The 18,179-nt window shown below is 60.0% G+C and carries 17 protein-coding genes; 9 read left to right on the forward strand and 8 right to left on the reverse strand.

Annotation, left to right across the window (positions count from 1 at the left end; all coding sequences use genetic code 11):
- Nucleotides 1-66: 66 nt before the first annotated feature.
- From WFO70_RS06185 to WFO70_RS06200, 4 genes are all read right to left on the reverse strand, one after another.
- Nucleotides 67-1,446 (reverse strand): MFS transporter, encoded by a 1,380-nt coding sequence (locus WFO70_RS06185; protein ID WP_337015181.1) that lies wholly within the window; start codon nt 1,444-1,446, stop codon nt 67-69.
- Between the two features lie 53 nt (nt 1,447-1,499).
- Entirely contained in the window at nt 1,500-2,513 is a 1,014-nt protein-coding gene (locus WFO70_RS06190; RefSeq protein WP_337015182.1) for a Zn-dependent oxidoreductase, read from the reverse strand.
- Between the two features lie 11 nt (nt 2,514-2,524).
- Nucleotides 2,525-3,739 carry a D-mannonate dehydratase ManD gene (gene manD, locus WFO70_RS06195; protein ID WP_337015183.1) on the reverse strand — a complete coding sequence of 405 codons (1,215 nt, stop codon included), beginning with the start codon at nt 3,737-3,739 and terminating at the stop codon, nt 2,525-2,527.
- Nucleotides 3,740-3,849: 110 nt separating this feature from the next.
- Nucleotides 3,850-4,176, reverse strand: a complete 327-nt coding sequence (locus WFO70_RS06200; protein WP_337015184.1) for a YnfA family protein — start codon at nt 4,174-4,176, stop codon at nt 3,850-3,852.
- A 148-nt stretch (nt 4,177-4,324) separates the two neighbouring features.
- Between WFO70_RS06200 and WFO70_RS06205 the strand changes: the two genes are divergently transcribed.
- Both WFO70_RS06205 and speG read left to right on the forward strand, forming a co-directional pair.
- Entirely contained in the window at nt 4,325-4,654 is a 330-nt protein-coding gene (locus WFO70_RS06205) for a DUF1283 family protein (RefSeq protein WP_337015185.1), read from the forward strand.
- Nucleotides 4,654-5,214 carry a spermidine N1-acetyltransferase gene (gene speG / locus WFO70_RS06210; RefSeq protein WP_337015186.1) on the forward strand — a complete coding sequence of 187 codons (561 nt, stop codon included), beginning with the start codon at nt 4,654-4,656 and terminating at the stop codon, nt 5,212-5,214. The genes WFO70_RS06205 and speG overlap by 1 nt, the downstream gene beginning before the upstream one ends.
- A gap of 17 nt (nt 5,215-5,231) precedes the next feature.
- On the opposite strand, the gene WFO70_RS06215 is transcribed toward speG, so the two are convergent.
- On the reverse strand, nt 5,232-5,942 hold the full coding sequence (locus WFO70_RS06215) for a YnfC family lipoprotein (protein WP_337015187.1): 711 nt from the start codon (nt 5,940-5,942) through the stop codon (nt 5,232-5,234).
- Nucleotides 5,943-6,043: 101 nt separating this feature from the next.
- Between WFO70_RS06215 and WFO70_RS06220 the strand changes: the two genes are divergently transcribed.
- The 7 genes from WFO70_RS06220 to WFO70_RS06250 all read left to right on the forward strand — a co-directional run bounded on the left by WFO70_RS06220 (nt 6,044) and on the right by WFO70_RS06250 (nt 11,943).
- Nucleotides 6,044-6,349 carry a DUF1161 domain-containing protein gene (locus WFO70_RS06220; RefSeq protein WP_337015188.1) on the forward strand — a complete coding sequence of 102 codons (306 nt, stop codon included), beginning with the start codon at nt 6,044-6,046 and terminating at the stop codon, nt 6,347-6,349.
- 148 nt (nt 6,350-6,497) lie between these two features.
- Nucleotides 6,498-8,936, forward strand: coding sequence for a selenate/tellurate reductase subunit YnfE (ynfE, locus tag WFO70_RS06225; protein WP_337015189.1), 2,439 nt, complete (start codon nt 6,498-6,500; stop codon nt 8,934-8,936).
- 10 nt (nt 8,937-8,946) lie between these two features.
- A complete protein-coding gene (locus WFO70_RS06230; RefSeq protein ID WP_337015190.1) occupies nt 8,947-9,564 on the forward strand; it encodes a DMSO/selenate family reductase complex B subunit in 618 nt (205 codons plus the stop codon).
- Nucleotide 9,565: 1 nt separating this feature from the next.
- Nucleotides 9,566-10,420 carry a dimethyl sulfoxide reductase anchor subunit family protein gene (locus WFO70_RS06235; RefSeq protein ID WP_337015191.1) on the forward strand — a complete coding sequence of 285 codons (855 nt, stop codon included), beginning with the start codon at nt 9,566-9,568 and terminating at the stop codon, nt 10,418-10,420.
- A 43-nt stretch (nt 10,421-10,463) separates the two neighbouring features.
- Nucleotides 10,464-11,063 (forward strand): Tat proofreading chaperone DmsD, encoded by a 600-nt coding sequence (dmsD, locus tag WFO70_RS06240; protein ID WP_337015192.1) that lies wholly within the window; start codon nt 10,464-10,466, stop codon nt 11,061-11,063.
- A gap of 134 nt (nt 11,064-11,197) precedes the next feature.
- On the forward strand, nt 11,198-11,464 hold the full coding sequence (locus tag WFO70_RS06245) for a type II toxin-antitoxin system TacA family antitoxin (RefSeq protein WP_337015193.1): 267 nt from the start codon (nt 11,198-11,200) through the stop codon (nt 11,462-11,464).
- Nucleotides 11,452-11,943 carry a GNAT family N-acetyltransferase gene (locus WFO70_RS06250; RefSeq protein ID WP_337015194.1) on the forward strand — a complete coding sequence of 164 codons (492 nt, stop codon included), beginning with the start codon at nt 11,452-11,454 and terminating at the stop codon, nt 11,941-11,943. The genes WFO70_RS06245 and WFO70_RS06250 overlap by 13 nt, the downstream gene beginning before the upstream one ends.
- Before the next feature lie 58 nt (nt 11,944-12,001).
- Here WFO70_RS06250 and atzF read toward each other — a convergent pair whose 3' ends face one another.
- The 3 genes from atzF to WFO70_RS06265 form a co-directional block, all read right to left on the reverse strand.
- Nucleotides 12,002-13,792 carry an allophanate hydrolase gene (atzF, locus tag WFO70_RS06255; RefSeq protein WP_337015195.1) on the reverse strand — a complete coding sequence of 597 codons (1,791 nt, stop codon included), beginning with the start codon at nt 13,790-13,792 and terminating at the stop codon, nt 12,002-12,004.
- On the reverse strand, nt 13,789-17,391 hold the full coding sequence (gene uca, locus WFO70_RS06260) for an urea carboxylase (protein WP_337015197.1): 3,603 nt from the start codon (nt 17,389-17,391) through the stop codon (nt 13,789-13,791). Before uca ends, atzF begins: the two co-directional genes overlap by 4 nt.
- Before the next feature lie 152 nt (nt 17,392-17,543).
- Nucleotides 17,544-18,176, reverse strand: a complete 633-nt coding sequence (locus tag WFO70_RS06265; RefSeq protein ID WP_337015198.1) for an urea amidolyase associated protein UAAP2 — start codon at nt 18,174-18,176, stop codon at nt 17,544-17,546.
- Between the last annotated feature and the right edge of the window lie 3 nt (nt 18,177-18,179).

Here is an 18,179-nt window from a genome sequence, read left to right on the forward strand (position 1 = left end):
ATAGCGCTGTTGTTTTGCGAGAGATAAAAAAAGACTCCCCTGCGTTAGCAGGAGAGTCTTCAGGCATCAGGACATTGCGCGATGCTTATTGTTAATCCCCAGCACGGCAGAGTTGTCCTCTGCGGCATCGTCGAGGATGCTCAGGTCGCGATCCCGTACTTCCGGCATTAGCAGGGCTGAGATCAGGCCGATAACGGAGTAGACCACCACCATCACCGCAATAGGCCACCAGGAGCCGGTCATGTTGCAGAAGATCCCCGCCAGTACCGGACCAAAACCTACCGCCACCAGACCGCCCGCCTCTTTCGAAATTGCCATCCGGGTGAAGCGGTTACGTGAACCGAACATCTCGGCCATGGTGATATTTTCCAGGGCAAACAAGCCCAGTACCGCGAAGTTATGGATGACGATAATCGAGGTCATGATCACCCCCGGCGTATTCGATTTATCGACAATAATCGACAACATCGGATAAGCCAGAATAATGGCGGAAATATTCAGCAAAATATAAGGCAGACGACGGCCATATTTATCGGACAACCAGCCCAGCAGCGGAATGGTAATAAAGCCGAGGATGGAGCTGATCATTAAAGCGTCGGTCGGGATGGCTTTATTAAACAGCAGCGTCTGCACCAGATAACCGGCCAGGAAGGTCTGGATCAGACCGGAGTTACCCGCCTGGCCGAAACGCAGCCCGGTTGCCAGCCAGAACGATTTGCTCTTCACCATCGCCCCGACGGTACTTTCCTGCACCGCAGCCTGCGCCGGTGCCTCTTCGGCGTTGACCTGCTCAAAGACCGGACTCTCTTTGAGGTTCATACGCAGCCAGATAGCAAAGATCATCACCACCACGCTGGCGAGGAACGGCACGCGCCACCCCCAGGCCAGCAGCTCTTCACGGTCAAGGGCGAAGAACATTACCGCCCAGATCGCGGTGGCGCTGAGGGTACCGCAGTTGGTGCCCATCGCCACCAGCGAGGAGATGATGCCGCGTTTCCCTTTCGGGGCGTACTCCGCCAGCATGGTGCCCGCGCCGGAGATTTCCGCGCCAGCGCCCAGGCCCTGAATGATACGCAGCGTCACCAGCAGCACCGGAGCGAAGATACCGATCTGCGCATAGGTCGGCAGCACGCCGATCAGAGTGGTACAGATCCCCATCATGGTGATGGTGATAAACAGCACCTTTTTACGCCCGACGCGGTCGCCCATTTTGCCGAAGATAAAGGCCCCGACGATACGGGCGATATAGCCCGCGCCATAGGTTCCCATCGCCAGAATCAGCGCCATCGCCGCCGACTGTTCCGGGAAGAAGATCTCGTGAAAGACTAATGCTGCGCCCAGCGAATAAAGCTGGAAGTCCATAAATTCTAACGCGGTGCCCAGCCAGCCGGACACGGCGGCTTTGATCAGGTCAGATGTGGATCTTTCATGTTGTACTTGAGTCATATTGGCTATCTCAACAGGGTAAGATGCGTACCGCTAAACCGCATTCATCGTTATTAGAACGTCAGCAATACCTTGCAGCACTGCCGCTGGTCTTTCTCAAACAGTTCAATGGCGTCTTTAACGCATTGATACTCAAAGGCGTGAGTAATCAGCTTGTCGGGATCGATCAGCCCTTTTTCCAGCCAGTCGATCACCACCGGGAACTTGTTGGCATTCAGACGGGAGGAGAAAATCGACAGCTCTTTGCCGGTGATCCCCTGCTGCACGATCTGGCTCGCATCGCTGGAGAAGCCCATCAGCACGATGCGCGCCGCGGGTGAGGCCAGAGTAATGGCTTCCTGCAGAATAGAGGGATGGCAGGCGGCATCGATAATCAGCGTCGGCTTGATGCCCTTCTCTTCAAGCAGTGCCGGTAGCGACTGGTTGCCATTGTTGATGACCCAGTCCGCCCCGCTGCGCTGGGCCATCGCCAGGCGCTCGTCGATGCGGTCGACCACAATTACCTGCTTCACCTTATAGACGCCTTTCAGCGCCTGGACGGTGACCAGCCCCATCGGTCCGGCACCATAGATCAGCGCCACATCCTGCTCCGTCGGGCTGGCATGGCCGGTGACGTTGGCCGCGATGGTGAACGGCTCGACCATCACCGCGTGCTTATCGCTGATGCTGTCCGGGATTACCCAGGCATTTTTGGCCGGGACCACGGCGTACTCACTGAAGCCGCCGTCGCGATGGACGCCCAGTACCACCAGCGAGGTGCAGACGTTCGGTTTGCCGACCGAGCACGGGTAGCAGTGGCCGCAGCTGATCACCGGGTCCACCGAGACGCGCTGCCCCAGACGGGCGGTATCGACACCGTCACCTACGGCATCAATCACGCCAAAGAACTCATGGCCGATAACGCGCGGATATTTAGCGAAGGGATTATGGCCGCGATAGATATGGCTGTCGGAACCGCAGATCCCGGCCAGCTTCACCTTTACGCGCACCTCGCCCGCGGCGGGTGTCGGTAACGGACGCTCTTCGATCACCAGCGTATTCGGTTGTTGAATAACGATACTTTTCATCTTCTGCTCCTTTACCAGTTCCACAACGTGCCGTCTTCCAGACGGGCAACCGGCAGATAGGCGGGATCGTAGGGATATTTGGCGGCCAGCTTTTCATCAAATTCGATGCCCAGGCCCGACTTATCGCCAGGATGCATATAGCCGTCTTCGAAGGTCCAGTTGGTGTTGAAGACCTCTAGCATCTGCTCGGAATAGCCCATGTACTCCTGCACGCCAAAGTTCGGCACCCACAGGTCAAAGTGCAGCGCCGCCGCGTGGCAAATCGGGGAGAGATCCGACGGACCGTGCGAGCCGGTACGCACCTGGTAGAGCGAGGCGAAATCGGCAATCCGCCGCATCCCGGTAATGCCACCCGCGTGGGTGATGGTGGTGCGGATATAGTCGATCAGCTGCTCTTCGATCAGCTGTTTGCAATCCCAGATGCTGTTGAACACTTCGCCCACGGCAATCGGCGTAACCGTGTGCTGGCGGATCAGGCGGAAACACTCCTGGTTCTCTGCCGGGGTCGGGTCTTCCATCCAGAACATGCGGTACTGCTCGATACTCTTACCGAAGCGTGCGGCTTCGATCGGCGTTAAGCGGTGGTGCATGTCGTGCAGCAGGTGTTCATTAAAGCCATACTTGCTGCGCACGGCGTCAAACAATTTCGGGGTAAAATCGAGGTACTTTTCGGTTGACCACAGCTGTTCGTCTGGCCAGTTGCCTTTGGTGGCGGGTTCATACGCCAGCCCCTTCCCTTTAGACATGCCATAGGTGGTTTTCATTCCCGGCACACCGCACTGCACGCGGATAGCCTTGAATCCCATCTCTTTATGGCGGGCGTAATCTTCCAGCACATCGTCAATGGTGTGGCCGGTGGTGTGGCAGTAAACCATCACCCCTTCACGGGAGGCTCCGCCGAGCAGCTGGTACAGCGGCATATTGGCGGCTTTGGCTTTGATGTCCCACAGCGCCATATCGATGGCCGAAATGGCTGACATGGTGACCGGGCCGCGACGCCAGTAGGCGCCTTTGTAGAAGAACTGCCAGATATCTTCGATACGGTGGGCATCACGGCCAATTAACTGCGGGCAGAGATGGTCTTTCAGGTACGAGGCCACGGAGAGTTCGCGGCCGTTTAAGGTGGCATCACCCAGGCCGACAATCCCTTCATCGGTGGTGATTTTTAGCGTGACAAAGTTGCGCCCTGGACAGGTGACAAAAACTTCAGCCCCTACAATCTTCATTTTTTGATTCCTTACATCTGGTTTTGTGATGCAGGAAATTTACGCAACAACCCTACTACCATACAAGTATGAAGATCAAAAAACCCTCGCTCGATCACAGAATGGCGCGCTTAAGCGCGCCCCCAGCCTGCCACGATGATCAGCATTCCGCACAGCGCCACCGCCGCGCCAGCCCAGTCATACGGGCTTAACTTCACGCCATCCACCACTCTTAACCACAGCAGCGCGGCGCAGACGTACACGCCACCATAGGCGGCATAGACCCGTCCGCTGGCCGCGGGATGCAGCGTTAACAGCCAGACGAAAAGCGCCAGAGCAATGCCTGCGGGAATCAACAGCAGCACCGACGCGCCTTTTTTCAGCCACAGCCAGGGCAGAAAGCAGCCAAGGATTTCGCACAGCGCGGTGGCAAAAAAGAGCAGAGTTGTTTTAAACATATTTAACGTTGTCCGAAGAGTGATGCGGTATCATACCCGAATGTGAAAGGATCCTTTCCACATGCCTGATGTGGGTTTGCCCGTATAATGGACAGTTACAGAATCTGCGGTGGGATGTCGAATTTCCACCCTTCATAAGGAAATCGCTATGCGTAAAATGAGCACACGCCTCTGTCTGGTCGCCCTGCTGGCCGCGGTCTTCGTCGCGCCAGTCTCCGCCAACACCAGCAAACTGATTATTGAATCCGGCGACAGCGCCCAGAGCCGTCAAAATGCCGCCATGGATAAAGAGCAATGGAACGACACCCGCAACCTGCGCCATAAGGTGAATACCCGCGCGGAAAAAGAGTGGGATAAAGAGGATGTGGCCTTTGATGCGCGGGATAAGTGCCAGCAGAGCGCCAACGTGAACGCCTACTGGGAGCCGAACACCCTGCGCTGTCTGGATCGTCGTACTGGCCGCACGGTAGCCCCATAATGTCGACGCCCTGTGACGTAAAACTCCGTCCGCTGGAGCGTGAAGACCTGCGCTTTGTCCACCAGCTCGACAACAATGCCAGCGTAATGCGCTACTGGTTTGAAGAGCCTTACGAGGCTTTTGTCGAGCTGTCCGATCTCTACGATAAGCATATTCACGATCAGAGTGAACGTCGTTTTGTGGTGGAGTGTGAAGGCAAAAAAGCCGGTCTTGTGGAGCTGGTTGAAATCAACCATGTTCACCGTCGGGCGGAGTTTCAGATCATCATCTCCCCTGAGCATCAGGGAAAAGGCCTCGCCTCACGCGCGGCGAAGCTGGCAATGGATTACGGATTCAACGTTCTGAATCTCTACAAGCTTTACCTGATTGTGGACAAAGAGAACGAGAAAGCGATCCATATTTACCGCAAGCTGGGCTTTATGGTGGAAGGTGAGCTGATTCACGAGTTCTTTATCAACGGTGAATACCGCAATACCATTCGCATGTGCATCTTCCAGCATCAGCACCTGGCCGGACACAAACCATCTAGCGCCAGCCTGCTGAAACCGACCGCGCAGTAACCTGCGCGGCTTTACTCTCAGTAATATTCAATCGTGTTTTTGATGGTGTACTTGCGCTCAACGGCAGGTTTGACGCTATCGTCCGTGATGGTCAGCTCGCAGCTCACCGGATTATTGTGTCGATCGTAGTCGCAGCTTTGCGTCACGTTGCCGAGCGGCTTGTCGTTCAGCATGCTGACTGCCGAGTAATCCATTCGTTTGCGAACATCTTTAGACGGCGTCGACTGGATGGAAAGATGCTGATCCCCGGCCACGGTGGTTTTCCCCAGCGGGTAGCCGTCGGTGTCGTAGCGATACTTCACGTCCATATCTTTTCCGTGAGCGCTGACGATAAACCCGTTGTCATCGGTTTCCCATGAAATGCCCGACGCAGGCATCTCTGCCAGCTGGCATTTGCCCTGTAGCCGCAGTTTTTTCTGCTGGGTCTGGGCATCGAGATAGTAGTTGGCATCCAGCACCAGAGCGATGCCGGAGTTCGACTCGAGATCCTGCAGTTCCAGACTGTCAAAGCAACCTTCTGCAGACAGCTTACCGCTGACGCGCTTCGCCACTTCCCCTTTTTCATTGAAAAGCGTCTGGCTAAAGTCCTTCACCGGCCCGCGGAGCGGATCAAAATCAAACTCATTAGAGAAGCTGGCCATCTCAGGCGTAAACGACAGCGGCGCGGTGGTGTTGTCACACCCTGCCAACAGACCCGCCAGGAGAAGCACAAGCGCGTGTTTATTCACATGACCTACCGATAGATGAAGATAATTCCCAGTCATATTAGCAAATACAACCGTTTACATTAGCTATTATTATAGTCACACACAGTCGTAAGGAGGCAGATATGAAACGGTTACCCTGGATTACTGCACTTTTGCTGGCGGGCGTTGCCCCGGCCGCGCTGGCGGCACCCGATAACTGCGAGCGAATCAAAAGCGATATTCAGCAGCGCATCATCAATAACGGCGTACCGGAAAGCGGCTTTATGCTGAACATCGTGCCGAACGATCAGGCCGATAAACCCGATGCCGAAGTGGTCGGGCACTGCGCCAATGACACCCTAAAAATCCTCTACACCCGCACCAGCAGCGGAAACTATCCGGTGAGCGGCGGCGGCAATCAGGCCCCGGCACCGCGCGAACCGCAGTAAACGCGCTCCCCCGCTTCGGCGGGGGAATCCCCTCTGTTTTGATATACATTAATATTATCTCCCCCTTAATAGGTAACACTCCCACTCCGTTAGCCTGATCCTAATCACGGCTAAAACGTTCCTCGAAAAGAACAGAATGGAGTGAGCCATGTCAGATAATGCGCAAAGCGGCGGGATCAGCCGCCGCACCCTCGTCAAATCTACCGCCATCGGATCGCTTGCGCTGGCCGCCGGTGGCCTGTCATTACCCTTCGGTTTACGTCCCGCCGCTGCGGCACTTAACCATTCCCTACAGTCCGGCCCGGATAAAGTGGTGTGGGGTGCCTGCTCGGTAAACTGCGGCAGCCGTTGCGCGCTACGGCTGCACGTGCGGGACGATGAGGTCTACTGGGTCGAAACGGACAATACCGGCGACGATATTTACGGCAACCATCAGGTGCGCGCCTGCCTGCGCGGGCGCTCGATCCGTCGACGCATTAACCATCCCGACCGGCTGAATTACCCCATGAAGCGCGTCGGCAAACGCGGCGAAGGCAAGTTCGAGCGCATCAGCTGGGACGAGGCGCTGGATCTGCTCAGCACCAGCCTGCGTGACGTGGTGGCTAAATACGGCAACGAAGCGGTCTACATTAATTACAGTTCCGGAATTGTCGGCGGCAACATCACCCGCTCCTCGCCTTACGCCTCTCTGGTGGCGCGTCTGATGAACTGTTACGGCGGGTTCCTCAGCCATTACGGCACGTACAGCACGGCGCAAATCGCCTGCGCCATGCCCTACACCTACGGCAGTAACGACGGCAACAGCACCTCCGATATCGAAAACAGCAAGCTGGTGGTGATGTTCGGCAATAACCCGGCGGAAACGCGCATGAGCGGCGGTGGGATTACGTATTACTTGGAACAGGCGCGCGAACGCTCGAATGCGCGCATGATCGTCATCGATCCTCGCTATACCGATACCGCTGCCGGGCGCGAAGATGAGTGGATCCCCATCCGTCCGGGCACCGATGCGGCGCTGGTAGCCGGTATTGCCTGGGTCCTGATTAACGAAAACCTCGTCGACCAGCCGTTCCTCGACAAATACTGCGTCGGTTACGACGAGAAAACGCTGCCGGAAGGCGCCCCCGCCAACGGCCATTACAAGGCGTACATTCTGGGCCACGGCGAGGACGCCACGGCTAAAACCCCGGACTGGGCCGCGGCCATCACCGGCATCCCCGCCGACCGCATCATCAAGCTGGCCCGGGAGATCGGCACGGCTAAACCGGCGTATATCTGCCAGGGCTGGGGACCGCAGCGTCAGGCCAACGGCGAGCTGACCTCCCGCGCCATCGCCATGCTACCGATCCTTACCGGCAACGTCGGGATCCACGGCGGCAACAGCGGCGCGCGCGAGTCGACCTACACCATCACCATCGAGCGGATGCCGCTGCCGGATAACCCGGTCAAAACTCAGATCTCCTGCTTCAGCTGGACCGACGCCATCGCCCGCGGGCCAGAGATGACCGCCACCCGCGACGGGGTACGCGGCAAAGAGAAGCTCGACGTGCCGATCAAGTTCATCTGGAACTACGCGGGCAATACCATCATCAACCAGCATTCGGACATCAACAAAACCCACGACATTTTGCAGGACGAGAGTAAGTGCGAAATGATTGTGGTGATCGACAACTTTATGACCTCGTCGGCGAAATATGCCGACCTGCTGCTGCCCGACCTGATGACCGTCGAACAGGAGGACATCATTCCCAACGATTACGCCGGGAATATGGGCTACCTGATCTTCCTCCAGCCGGTGACCGCGCCGAAATTCGAACGTAAACCCATCTACTGGATCATGAGCGAAGTGGCGAAACGCCTCGGGCCGGATATCCATCAGCGCTTTACCGAGGGCCGCACCCAGGCGGAGTGGTTGCAGTATCTTTACGCCAAAATGGTGGCGAAAGATCCGCAGCTCCCCTCTTACGAAGCGCTCAAAGAGATGGGCATCTATAAGCGGAAAGATCCCAATGGTCACTTCGTGGCCTACAAAAAATTCCGTGACGATCCCGAGGCCAATCCGCTGAAAACCCCGTCGGGCAAAATCGAGATCTACTCCAGCCGGCTGGCTGAGATCGCCCGCACCTGGGAGCTGCAGGAGGATGAGACCATCAGCCCGCTGCCGGTGTATGCCTCCACCTTCGAAGGCTGGGACTCGGACGATCGCGGCCAGTTCCCGCTGCAGCTGTTCGGTTTTCACTACAAAGCCCGCACCCACTCCAGCTACGGCAACGTGGACGTGTTACAGGCCGCCTGCCGCCAGGAGGTGTGGCTCAACCCGGTGGATGCCCGGGCACGCGGCATCAAAAACGGCGATATGGTGCGGGTCTTCAACACCCGCGGCGAAGTGCGGATTGCGGCCAAAGTGACACCGCGCATCATGCCCGGCGTCAGCGCCATGGGCCAGGGGGCGTGGCATCAGGCGAATATGCAGGGCGACCGCGTTGACCACGGGGCCTGCATGAACACCCTGACCACCCACCGTCCGTCGCCGCTGGCGAAGGGCAACCCACAGCACACCAATCTGGTGCAAATCGAGAAGGCATAAGGATTAACCGATGACCACTCAGTATGGATTTTTTATTGATTCCAGCCGCTGCACCGGGTGCAAAACCTGCGAGCTGGCGTGCAAGGATTACAAGGACCTGACTCCGGACGTCAGCTTCCGCCGCATCTACGAGTACGCGGGCGGCGACTGGCAGGAGGACAACGGCGTCTGGCAGCAGAACGTGTTTGCCTACTATCTGTCGATTGCCTGCAACCACTGCGAGGACCCGGCCTGCACCAAAGTCTGCCCCAGCGGGGCGATGCACAAGCGTGAGGACGGCTTTGTGGTGGTGAATGAAGAGGTCTGCATCGGCTGTCGCTACTGCCACATGGCCTGCCCGTACGGGGCACCGCAGTACAACGCCGCCAAAGGGCATATGACCAAGTGCGACGGCTGCCACGAGCGCGTGGCAGAGGGCCACAAGCCAATCTGCGTTGAATCCTGCCCGCTGCGGGCGCTGGACTTCGGCCCGATTGAGGAGCTGCGTAAGAAACACGGCAAGCTGGCCGCCGTCGCCCCGCTGCCCTCGGCGCACTTCACAAAGCCGAGTATCGTGATAAAACCCAATGCCAACAGCCGACCCACGGGTGATACCACCGGCTATCTGGCCAATCCGCAGGAGGTGTGAGATGGGAAATGGATGGCATGAATGGCCGCTGGTTATTTTTACGGTCTTTGGTCAGTGCGTCGCCGGGGCGCTGATTGTGGCGGGCGGCGCCTGGCTGCGCGAGCACGATCCGATGGCGCGCAACCGCCTGGTGCGTAGCATGTTCTTTTTGTGGCTGGTGATGGGGGTGGGTTTTGTCGCCTCGGTGCTGCACCTCGGCTCGCCCCTGCGCGCCTTTAACTCGCTCAATCGGGTCGGTGCCTCCGGCCTGAGCAACGAGATTGCCAGCGGAGCGCTGTTCTTCGCCGTCGGCGGCTTCTGGTGGCTGGTCGCCGTGCTCGGCAAAATGCCCGCAGCGCTGGGCAAGATCTGGCTGGTGCTGAGCATGGTACTGGGGCTGGTGTTTGTCTGGGCGATGACCCGCGTCTATCAGATTGATACGGTTCCCACCTGGCATAACGGCTACACCACCCTGAATTTCTTCCTGACGATGCTGCTCGGCGGCCCGCTGTTTGCCGCCCTGCTGATGCGGCTGGCGAAGGCGCATTTTAATGCCCATGTGGCGGCGGGGATTTCCGTGGTGGCGCTGCTGGCCAGCGCGGCGACGGTGGTTCTGCAAAGTCAGGATCTCGGGACGATCCACAGTTCCGTTCAGCAGGCCAACGCCCTGGTACCGGATTATGGTTCCCTGCAGGTGTGGCGTATCATACTGCTGGCAGCCGGGCTGGGCTGCTGGCTGTGCGCGCTGGTGCGTCGTAAGGTTCCCACCTTACCGGGGCTCACGCTGGGCCTGCTGCTGGTGGTAGCCGGAGAACTTATTGGCCGCGGCGTCTTTTACGGCCTGCATATGACCGTAGGTATGGCGATTGCCGGATAATTTGTCAGCGCGGGGCAACCCGCGCCGTTCAAGGAATGCAGTAATGAATGAAGGTTTTGCATTTACCGCCCGGGTACTGGGCGCACTCTTTTATTTCGCACCGGACAGCGAACAGGCTGCTCCGCTGGTGACGGCCCTGACCCAGGGCGACTGGCAGCAGGACTGGCCGCTGCCGCCCGGGCAGTTAGCTCTCCTCGCCGACGCCCTGCGCCAGCAGGCTGACGAACCGCTCCCCGATGCCTGGCAGCGGCTGTTTATCGGCCCCTGGGCACTGCCTGCACCGCCATGGGGTTCGGTCTGGCTGGATCGTGAGTCTGTCCTGTTCGGCGACTCCACCCTGGCGCTGCGCCAGTGGATGCGCGACAACGGCATCGTCTTTGAGATGGCGCAGAACGAACCGGAAGATCACTTTGGCACCCTGCTGCTGCTGGCCGCATGGCTGGCGGAAAACGGTCGGAACGCGGAGCGGGATCAGCTCCTGGCCTGGCATTTGCTGCCGTGGAGCAGCCGTTTTCTCACGGTGTTCGTCGATAACGCGGGTCACCCGTTCTACCAGACGCTGGGACAGCTGGCGCAGCTGACGCTGGCGGACTGGCAGTCCACGTTGCTGATCCCGGTGGCGGAGAAGCCGCTTTACCGTTAACGGCAGGCAGCCAGTGCGACCCACTGGCTGCGCTCATGTTCAGTCGAACTAAGACTTCTGAAAAGATTTCCGTATAGCGATTGCTATACGAAGGGTATAGAATATGTATATCATTTGCTATACAGGAGCACATTATGAAATCTGACGTTCAGCTCAACATCCGGGCAAAAGAAGCGCAGCGCGCGCTGATCGATACAGCAGCCGGTATTCTCCATAAAACCCGTACAGATTTTATACTGGAAATGGCCTGTCAGGCTGCTGAAAACGTTATTCTTGACCAGCGTATGTTCAACCTCAATGATGCGCAATACGCTGAATTTATCGATATGCTGGATGCACCCCTGACGGCGAATCCTGCTTTAGATGCACTTCTGGCGAGAAAACCGCAGTGGGAAAAATAACAGCGCCGACGCCACTCAATGCAACCCATATTCTTTCTGAGTTCTACTGTGGAGAGGCTGTCCTGGATGAATGGATTAGAAACCGGGGATTAAAAAATCAGTCTCTCGGTGCAGCCAGGACTTTTGTGGTATGCAGGGAGCACTCTTCACAAGTCGTAGGTTTTTACTCGCTTGCTACCGGTAGCGTAACGCATGCCATCGCAACCGGTAGCCTGAAACGCAATATGCCCGATCCTGTCCCGGTGATTATTCTGGCGCGACTGGCTGTTGATACCCGTTTTCACGGCAAAGGCCTTGGCGCAGATTTACTGCATGATGCAGTATTGCGCATCTGCCGTGTCGCTGAGAATATTGGCGTTCGGGCGGTGATGGTTCATGCCCTTTCAAACCCGGCAAAACAGTTTTATCTGCACCATGGCTTTACCCCCTCTGTAACGCAGGAAAATACGCTTTTTCTTCGTTTACCTGTTCACCTGTAGCAAACGGGCAAAACTCCCCAGAAAATGCTCAGGAGAGATGACAGTTTTGCGTTATTGATCAGGCGATCCATGCCCGCCAGCCGCCATACGATGTGATATCACGAGCCCCCTGCAACCCATACTCCTCGCAGATAAACCCCGTTAACCAGCGCCCGTCCTCCAGCTCAACTTTGCCCAGCCCCAGCGGTGCCGGGATCCCGGCGAGAAACGATCCCACTTCGGTGTGGGGCAACTCCCACACCTCAACGGCGATGGCCGCCCCCTGTTCGCGGTCGCGCACCATGCCGGGGCGTTTCCCGTCGGCCAGAGCATAGAGCCGGTAGTGCGGCGCGCTGCGGGTGGTCTCGCGGAGGGTGGCCCCGCGCTGGCGCAGCTGGTGGTTCAGCGCCAGGCCGTCGAGATGCGCCCCGCAGACCACCACCGACAGGCGATCGTGCGTGGCGACGGCGGCGGGCTCATCGGTCTGAATCTGCCGACCGCCCGGCAGGGCTAGCTGCTGGTGACGTTGTAACGCCCCGGCAAGGCTGAGCAGATACTGATCGGTGAAGGCCCGGCCAAACAGCGTCACCCCTGACGGCAGGCCATTGGCCATGAAGCCCGCAGGCACCGCCACGGCGGCATAGTCCAGCAGGTTCATAAAGTTGGTATAAACGCCCAGCTCGGAATTGCGCTTTACCGGCTCCTCCGCCAGCTCGGCCAGGGTCACCGGGCGCGGATAGGTCGGGGTTAACACGCAGTCCAGATCGGCCATGATCCCGTCGCACAGGGTTTTGAAATGCTGGAGTTTGTACTGGGCATCAAAGGCCGCCACCGCGTCGAAGCCGGGGGCTTTGCGCAGCACGTCGCGGATCACCGGCAGCACCGCCTCCGGCTGCTGCTCGATCAGTTTCCCGGCAAGGTGATAACGCTCCGCCACCCAGGGGCCGTCGTACAGCAGCGTCGCCGCCGCGAAAAACGGGGCGAAGTCGAGGGGCACCGGGATGCCGCCGAGGGCTATTAAGCGGTTTTTCGCAGCGTGATAAAGCGCCTCGATCTCCTCGCAGCCAAGAAACTCCAGCCGGTCCGGCACGCCAAAACGAAAACCTTTTTCTGGAACGCCGAACGCCTGTGCCCCGTTCCAGGCCGGATTGGCGCGGCTGTAGTCGTCGCGCGGATCTTTCACCGCCGTCAGGGCCAGCAGCTGGCTGGCCTCGGCGGCGGTGGCGGTAAAGAAGGTCACGCAGTCAAGGGTACGACAGGCCGGTACCACCCCGCCGGTGGAAATAAGCCCTTTGGTCGCTTTCAGCCCGACCAGGTTATTGAGCGATGCCGGTACCCGCCCGCTTCCGGCGGTGTCGGTGCCGAGGGCAAAGCTGGCGAGCCCCAGCGCCACGGCCAGGGACGAGCCGGAGCTGGATCCCCCTGCCGGGTAGTCGGCGTTAACGCTGTTGCGGCAAATACCCCAGGGCGAGCGGGTGCCGTTCAGGCCGGTGGCGAACTGGTCAAGATTGGTTTTCCCGAGCGGGATCGCCCCCAGCGCAATCAGCTGGGCCACAATCGTCGCGTCCTGCTCCGCCAGGTAAGCAAACGCCGGACAGGCGGCGGTGGTGACAATCCCCGCCAGATCGATGTTGTCCTTAATGGCGAAAGGCACACCGTAGAGCGGCAGGGTCTGCGGCGACGCGTTGTCCAGCGAAGCAAGGTACGGCTCAAGCTCCTCTGGGGTGAGGAGATGAATAAAGGCATTGAACTCAGGGTTCAGCGCCAGCGCCCGCTCGCGCAGGGTAGCAATCACCTCCCGCGGCGTGAAGCGGCCCTCGCGGTAGGCCTGTGCCAGTACGTCGAGACGTAAATCAAAAGGATGCATCATGCTGTTTTCTCCAGAACCACCACACACTGACCCGCCCGTACCGGGGAGCCCGGCTGGACGCGCACCTGGCTGACCACCCCGTCCTGCGAGGCCACCAGCGGGATCTCCATCTTCATCGACTCCAGCACCACCAGCACATCGCCCTCGCGGACTTGCTGACCGGGCTCAACGCTCACCTGCCACAGATTGCCGGAGACCGGGCTGTCGATGCCTGCCTGTCCCGGCTGGAGCGGAGCGTCTTCGCCCTCCTCCGCCAGCACGTCGCTGCTGTCGAAATGCGCCTGACCGTTGGCGATCCAGCGCTCACGCTCGGCGTTAAACGCCCCCTGCTGATGGGTGCGAAACGCTTCAATGCCCTGGGCTTCGTCAGCCAGAAACTGCTGATACTCTGCCAGCTTCAGGGTGGTGTGCTCGATGCGCAGCGGATAACGCCCCAGCGGGAAATCGCGACGGATGGTGATCAGCTCCCCGGCAGAGACCGGATAGAAGCGGATCTGGTCGAAAAAGCGCAGCAGCCACGGCTTACCGCCGAAATCCTCTACCGCGTGATAGCGGCTCCACATCTGCAATGTGCGCCCGACAAACTGATATCCGCCCGGCCCCTCCATGCCGTAGACGCACAGATAGGCCCCGCCGATCCCCACCGAGTTCTCTGCCGTCCAGGTACGCGCCGGGTTGTACTTGGTAGTGACCAGCCGGTGGCGCGGATCCAGCGGCGTCGCCACCGGCGCGCCGAGATAAACATCCCCGAGCCCCATCACCAGATAGCTGGCGTCGAATACCGTTTTGTAGACCTCGTCGACGTTCGCCAGGTCGTTAATGCGGCGGATAAATTCAAGGTTGCTCGGACACCAGGGGGCGTCCCGACGCACGGTGGTCATGTATTTGTCGATGGCTTTCTGGCAGGCCGGATCGTCCCAGGAGAGCGGCAGCCAGACCACGCGCGACGGGACCTCCAGCGAATCCTGCTCGCAAACGCTCTGCCACAGCCCGGCGATGACCTCCAGCAGCGCGGTCAGGTTCAGCGCCTCCGGCTGGTAGTGAATTTGCAGGGAGCGGATCCCCGGGGTCAGGTCAATCACGCCGCTTAACGCCTTTGCTTCCAGCGTCTGCATCAGGGCGTGAGCGCGAAAACGCAGGACCAGATCCAGCTCCGGATCGCCAATCTCCAGCAGCAGGTGGGTATCGCCGGAGAGACGCGCCACCAGCCGTTTATCGGCCTGCCCCTGCTCCAGCACCACCGGCGAGGCGATCTCGGCTGGCTGCCAGTCCAGGTTCTGCGGATGCAGGCTGTGGATCTGCGCCTCCTGCGCCTGGGCCAGACGGCGGGCGGTGGCAATGTCGACAGGCACAAAGCGCACTTTATCCCCGGCTTTCAGCTGCCCGACCGCGTGCAGATCGGCTTCGATGATAGTGACCGGACAGACGAACCCGCCCAGGCTGGGGCCATCCGGGCCGAGGATCACCGGCATGTCGCCGGTAAAATCCACCGCGCCAATGGCATAGGGGTTGTCATGGATGTTTGACGGGTGCAGCCCCGCCTCGCCGCCGCTGTCGCGCACCCACTCGGGTTTGGGCCCGATCAGGCGCACGCCGGTGCGGCTGGAGTTGAAATGCACTTCCCAGGCGGTGGCAAAAAAGGTCTGCATGTATTCCGGGGTGAAATACTCCGGCGCGCCGTGCGGGCCGTAGATCACCCGCAGCTCGCGCACCGCCGCCAGCGTGGTACGCAAGGCCTGGGGCAGCGCCTGCTCCGGGCTGGGCGCGGTTAATGGCGAGATGTGCAGCACGTCGCCGGTACGCAGGGCGCGTCCGGCGTGGCCACCAAACTGCCCGAGGGTAAAGGTGCTTTTGCTGCCGAGGTAATCCGGGACGTTAAATCCGCCCTTCAGGCACAGATAGCTGCGCACGCCGTCGCCGGTGATATCTCCCATCCGCAGCGTCATGCCGCTGTAGACCCTAAAGACCCGATTGTTCTCCAGCGGCTCGCCGTCCAGGGTCAGGGCGATCTCCGCCCCGGTCACCACCAGCTGGGCATCGCAGTTGAATTTCAGCGTCGGCCCGATGAGGGTGATCTCCAGCGCGGCGGCGCGGTCGTCGTTGCCCAACAGGCGGTTGCCGAGACGCAGCGCCCGGCTGTCCATCGGCCCGGATGGCGGCACCCCCACGGCCCAGTAGCCGGTGCGCCCTGGGTAGTCCTGCACCGTGGTTTGCGTGCCGGGGCTGAGCACCTCCAGGGTATGAGCCTGGTAGCGCAGCCCTTCCAGACAGCGGGTCCAGGGCTCGCCGCTGGCGAACGGGGTAAAGGTTAAAATCTGCTGTAAATAGCTGCGGTTGGTCTCCACGCCGTACAGGCGGGTATCACCCAGGGCGCTATGCAGGGCGGCAATGGCCGCGTCCCGGGTGGGCTGCCAGGCGATGATTTTTGCCAGCATGGGATCGAAAAATGGCGGCACGTCGCAGCCGGACTCGACCCAGGTGTCGATGCGCAGGTTGCGGCGGTCATCCGCCGGGAACACCACCTCGGTGAGCAGGCCGGGCGAAGGCTGGAACTGACGGCCCGGATCTTCCGCATACACCCGCGCCTGAATGGCGTGCCCGTCCGGTTTCAGGCCAGCGTGCAGCTCAGCCAGCGGAGGCAGGGTTGCGGCCGCCAGCGCGATCATCCAGCGCACCAGGTCCACGCCCCACACCTGCTCGGTGACGCCGTGCTCCACCTGCAGACGGGTATTTACCTCGAGGAAGTAGAACCGGGCGGCGTCGCTGTCGTAGACAAACTCCACGGTGCCTGCGCTGCGGTAGTTGACCGCTTTACCCAGTTTAATTGCCGCCGCACAGAGCGCGTCCGCCATCCCGTCCGGCAGGTTCGGCGCGGGGGTCTCTTCCAGCACCTTCTGGTTACGGCGCTGCACCGAGCAGTCACGCACGCCGAGGGCAATTACCTCTCCTTTGCCGTCGCCAAACAGCTGGACTTCGAGATGACGCGCCCGCTCGATGTACTTCTCAATAAACACGCCCGCATCGCTGAAATTGTTTTTCCCCAGCCGCACCACCGCGTCGAAGGCATCATCGAGTTCCGCTGCGGTATAACAGACGCGCATACCGATCCCACCCCCGCCCGCGGTGCTTTTCAGCATCACCGGGTAGCCGACCTGTTCCGCCGCCTTGAGTGCCTCGTTCACGTCCGCCAGCAGGTCGGTGCCCTCCAGCATCGGCACGCCGTGCGCTTTCGCCAGTGCCCGGGCGGTGTGCTTCAGGCCAAACAGACGCAGCTGCTCCGGCGTGGGGCCGACGAAGGCGATCCCCGCGGCCTCGCAGGCTTCGGCAAAGGCGGCGTTCTCCGAGAGAAAACCGTAGCCGGGGTGGATGGCCTGAGCGCCGCTGGCTTTGGCGGCGGCGATGATTTTGTCGCTGACCAGATAGGTGTTCGCCGCCGGGCCGTCGCCCAGGCTCAGGGCCTCGTCGGCCTCGCGCAGATGCAGGCTGCTGATATCCGCCTCGGAATAGACCGCCACGCCGCTAATGTTCATGGCGCGCAGCGTGCGCAGGATGCGGCAGGCAATCGCCCCGCGGTTGGCAATCAGGAGTTTCGTCAACATAGTTCAGACTCAATCGTGGCGGGTCGTCCCGCCGAAAATTGGCTCACCGCATGGTCGTCCACGGGGAAAAAACGTTTACGGCAGGATCCGTCCGGCGCGCACTTCAAACAGGCGATAGAGCATCTGGCGCAGGCGCTGCCAGCGGTTTGGCGTCAGTTCCATACCAGCACCTCCGCAGGGGTCGGGTTCCAGCCGTTGCAGGGGTTGTTCAGCTGCGGGCAGTTGGAGATCAGCACGATGACGTTGCACTCGGCGCGCAGTTCGACGTATTTGCCCGGCGCGGAGATGCCGTCGGCAAAGGTCAGCCCGCCCTCTGGCGTTACCGGCACGTTCATAAAGAAGTTGATGTTGGCCCCGATATCGCGCTTTTGCAGACGACCGTCGTGCAGACAGGCGCAGAGGAAGTTGTCCCGGCAGCTGTGCATATGGCGTTTGTCCAGGGCGTAGCGCACGGTGTTGCTCTCCTGGGCGCAGGCCCCACCGAGCGTGTCGTGCCGCCCGCAGGTGTCGGCCACGATGGTCAGCAGCGGGTTGCCGAGGTTGGAATACAGCACGCTGCCGCTGGTGAGATACGCCTTGTTCTGCCGGCGCAGGGTACGCTGGGCGTCGTAGCGCTCGCGCGGGTTATCGGCGCTGTAAAACAGCGTATCCACCGCCTGGTTGCCCTCCAGATCCAGCAGGCGCAGGGTCTGGCCCTTTTTCACTTCAAACAGATAAGGCTCGCCAGCCGGGATCACGTGGCGGAAGGTCGCCTCCTGGGGCTGTTTTTCGCGGACATTAGTCATCTT

The sequence above is a fragment of the Leclercia sp. AS011 genome (assembly GCF_037152535.1).
Lineage (GTDB): Bacteria > Pseudomonadota > Gammaproteobacteria > Enterobacterales > Enterobacteriaceae > Enterobacter.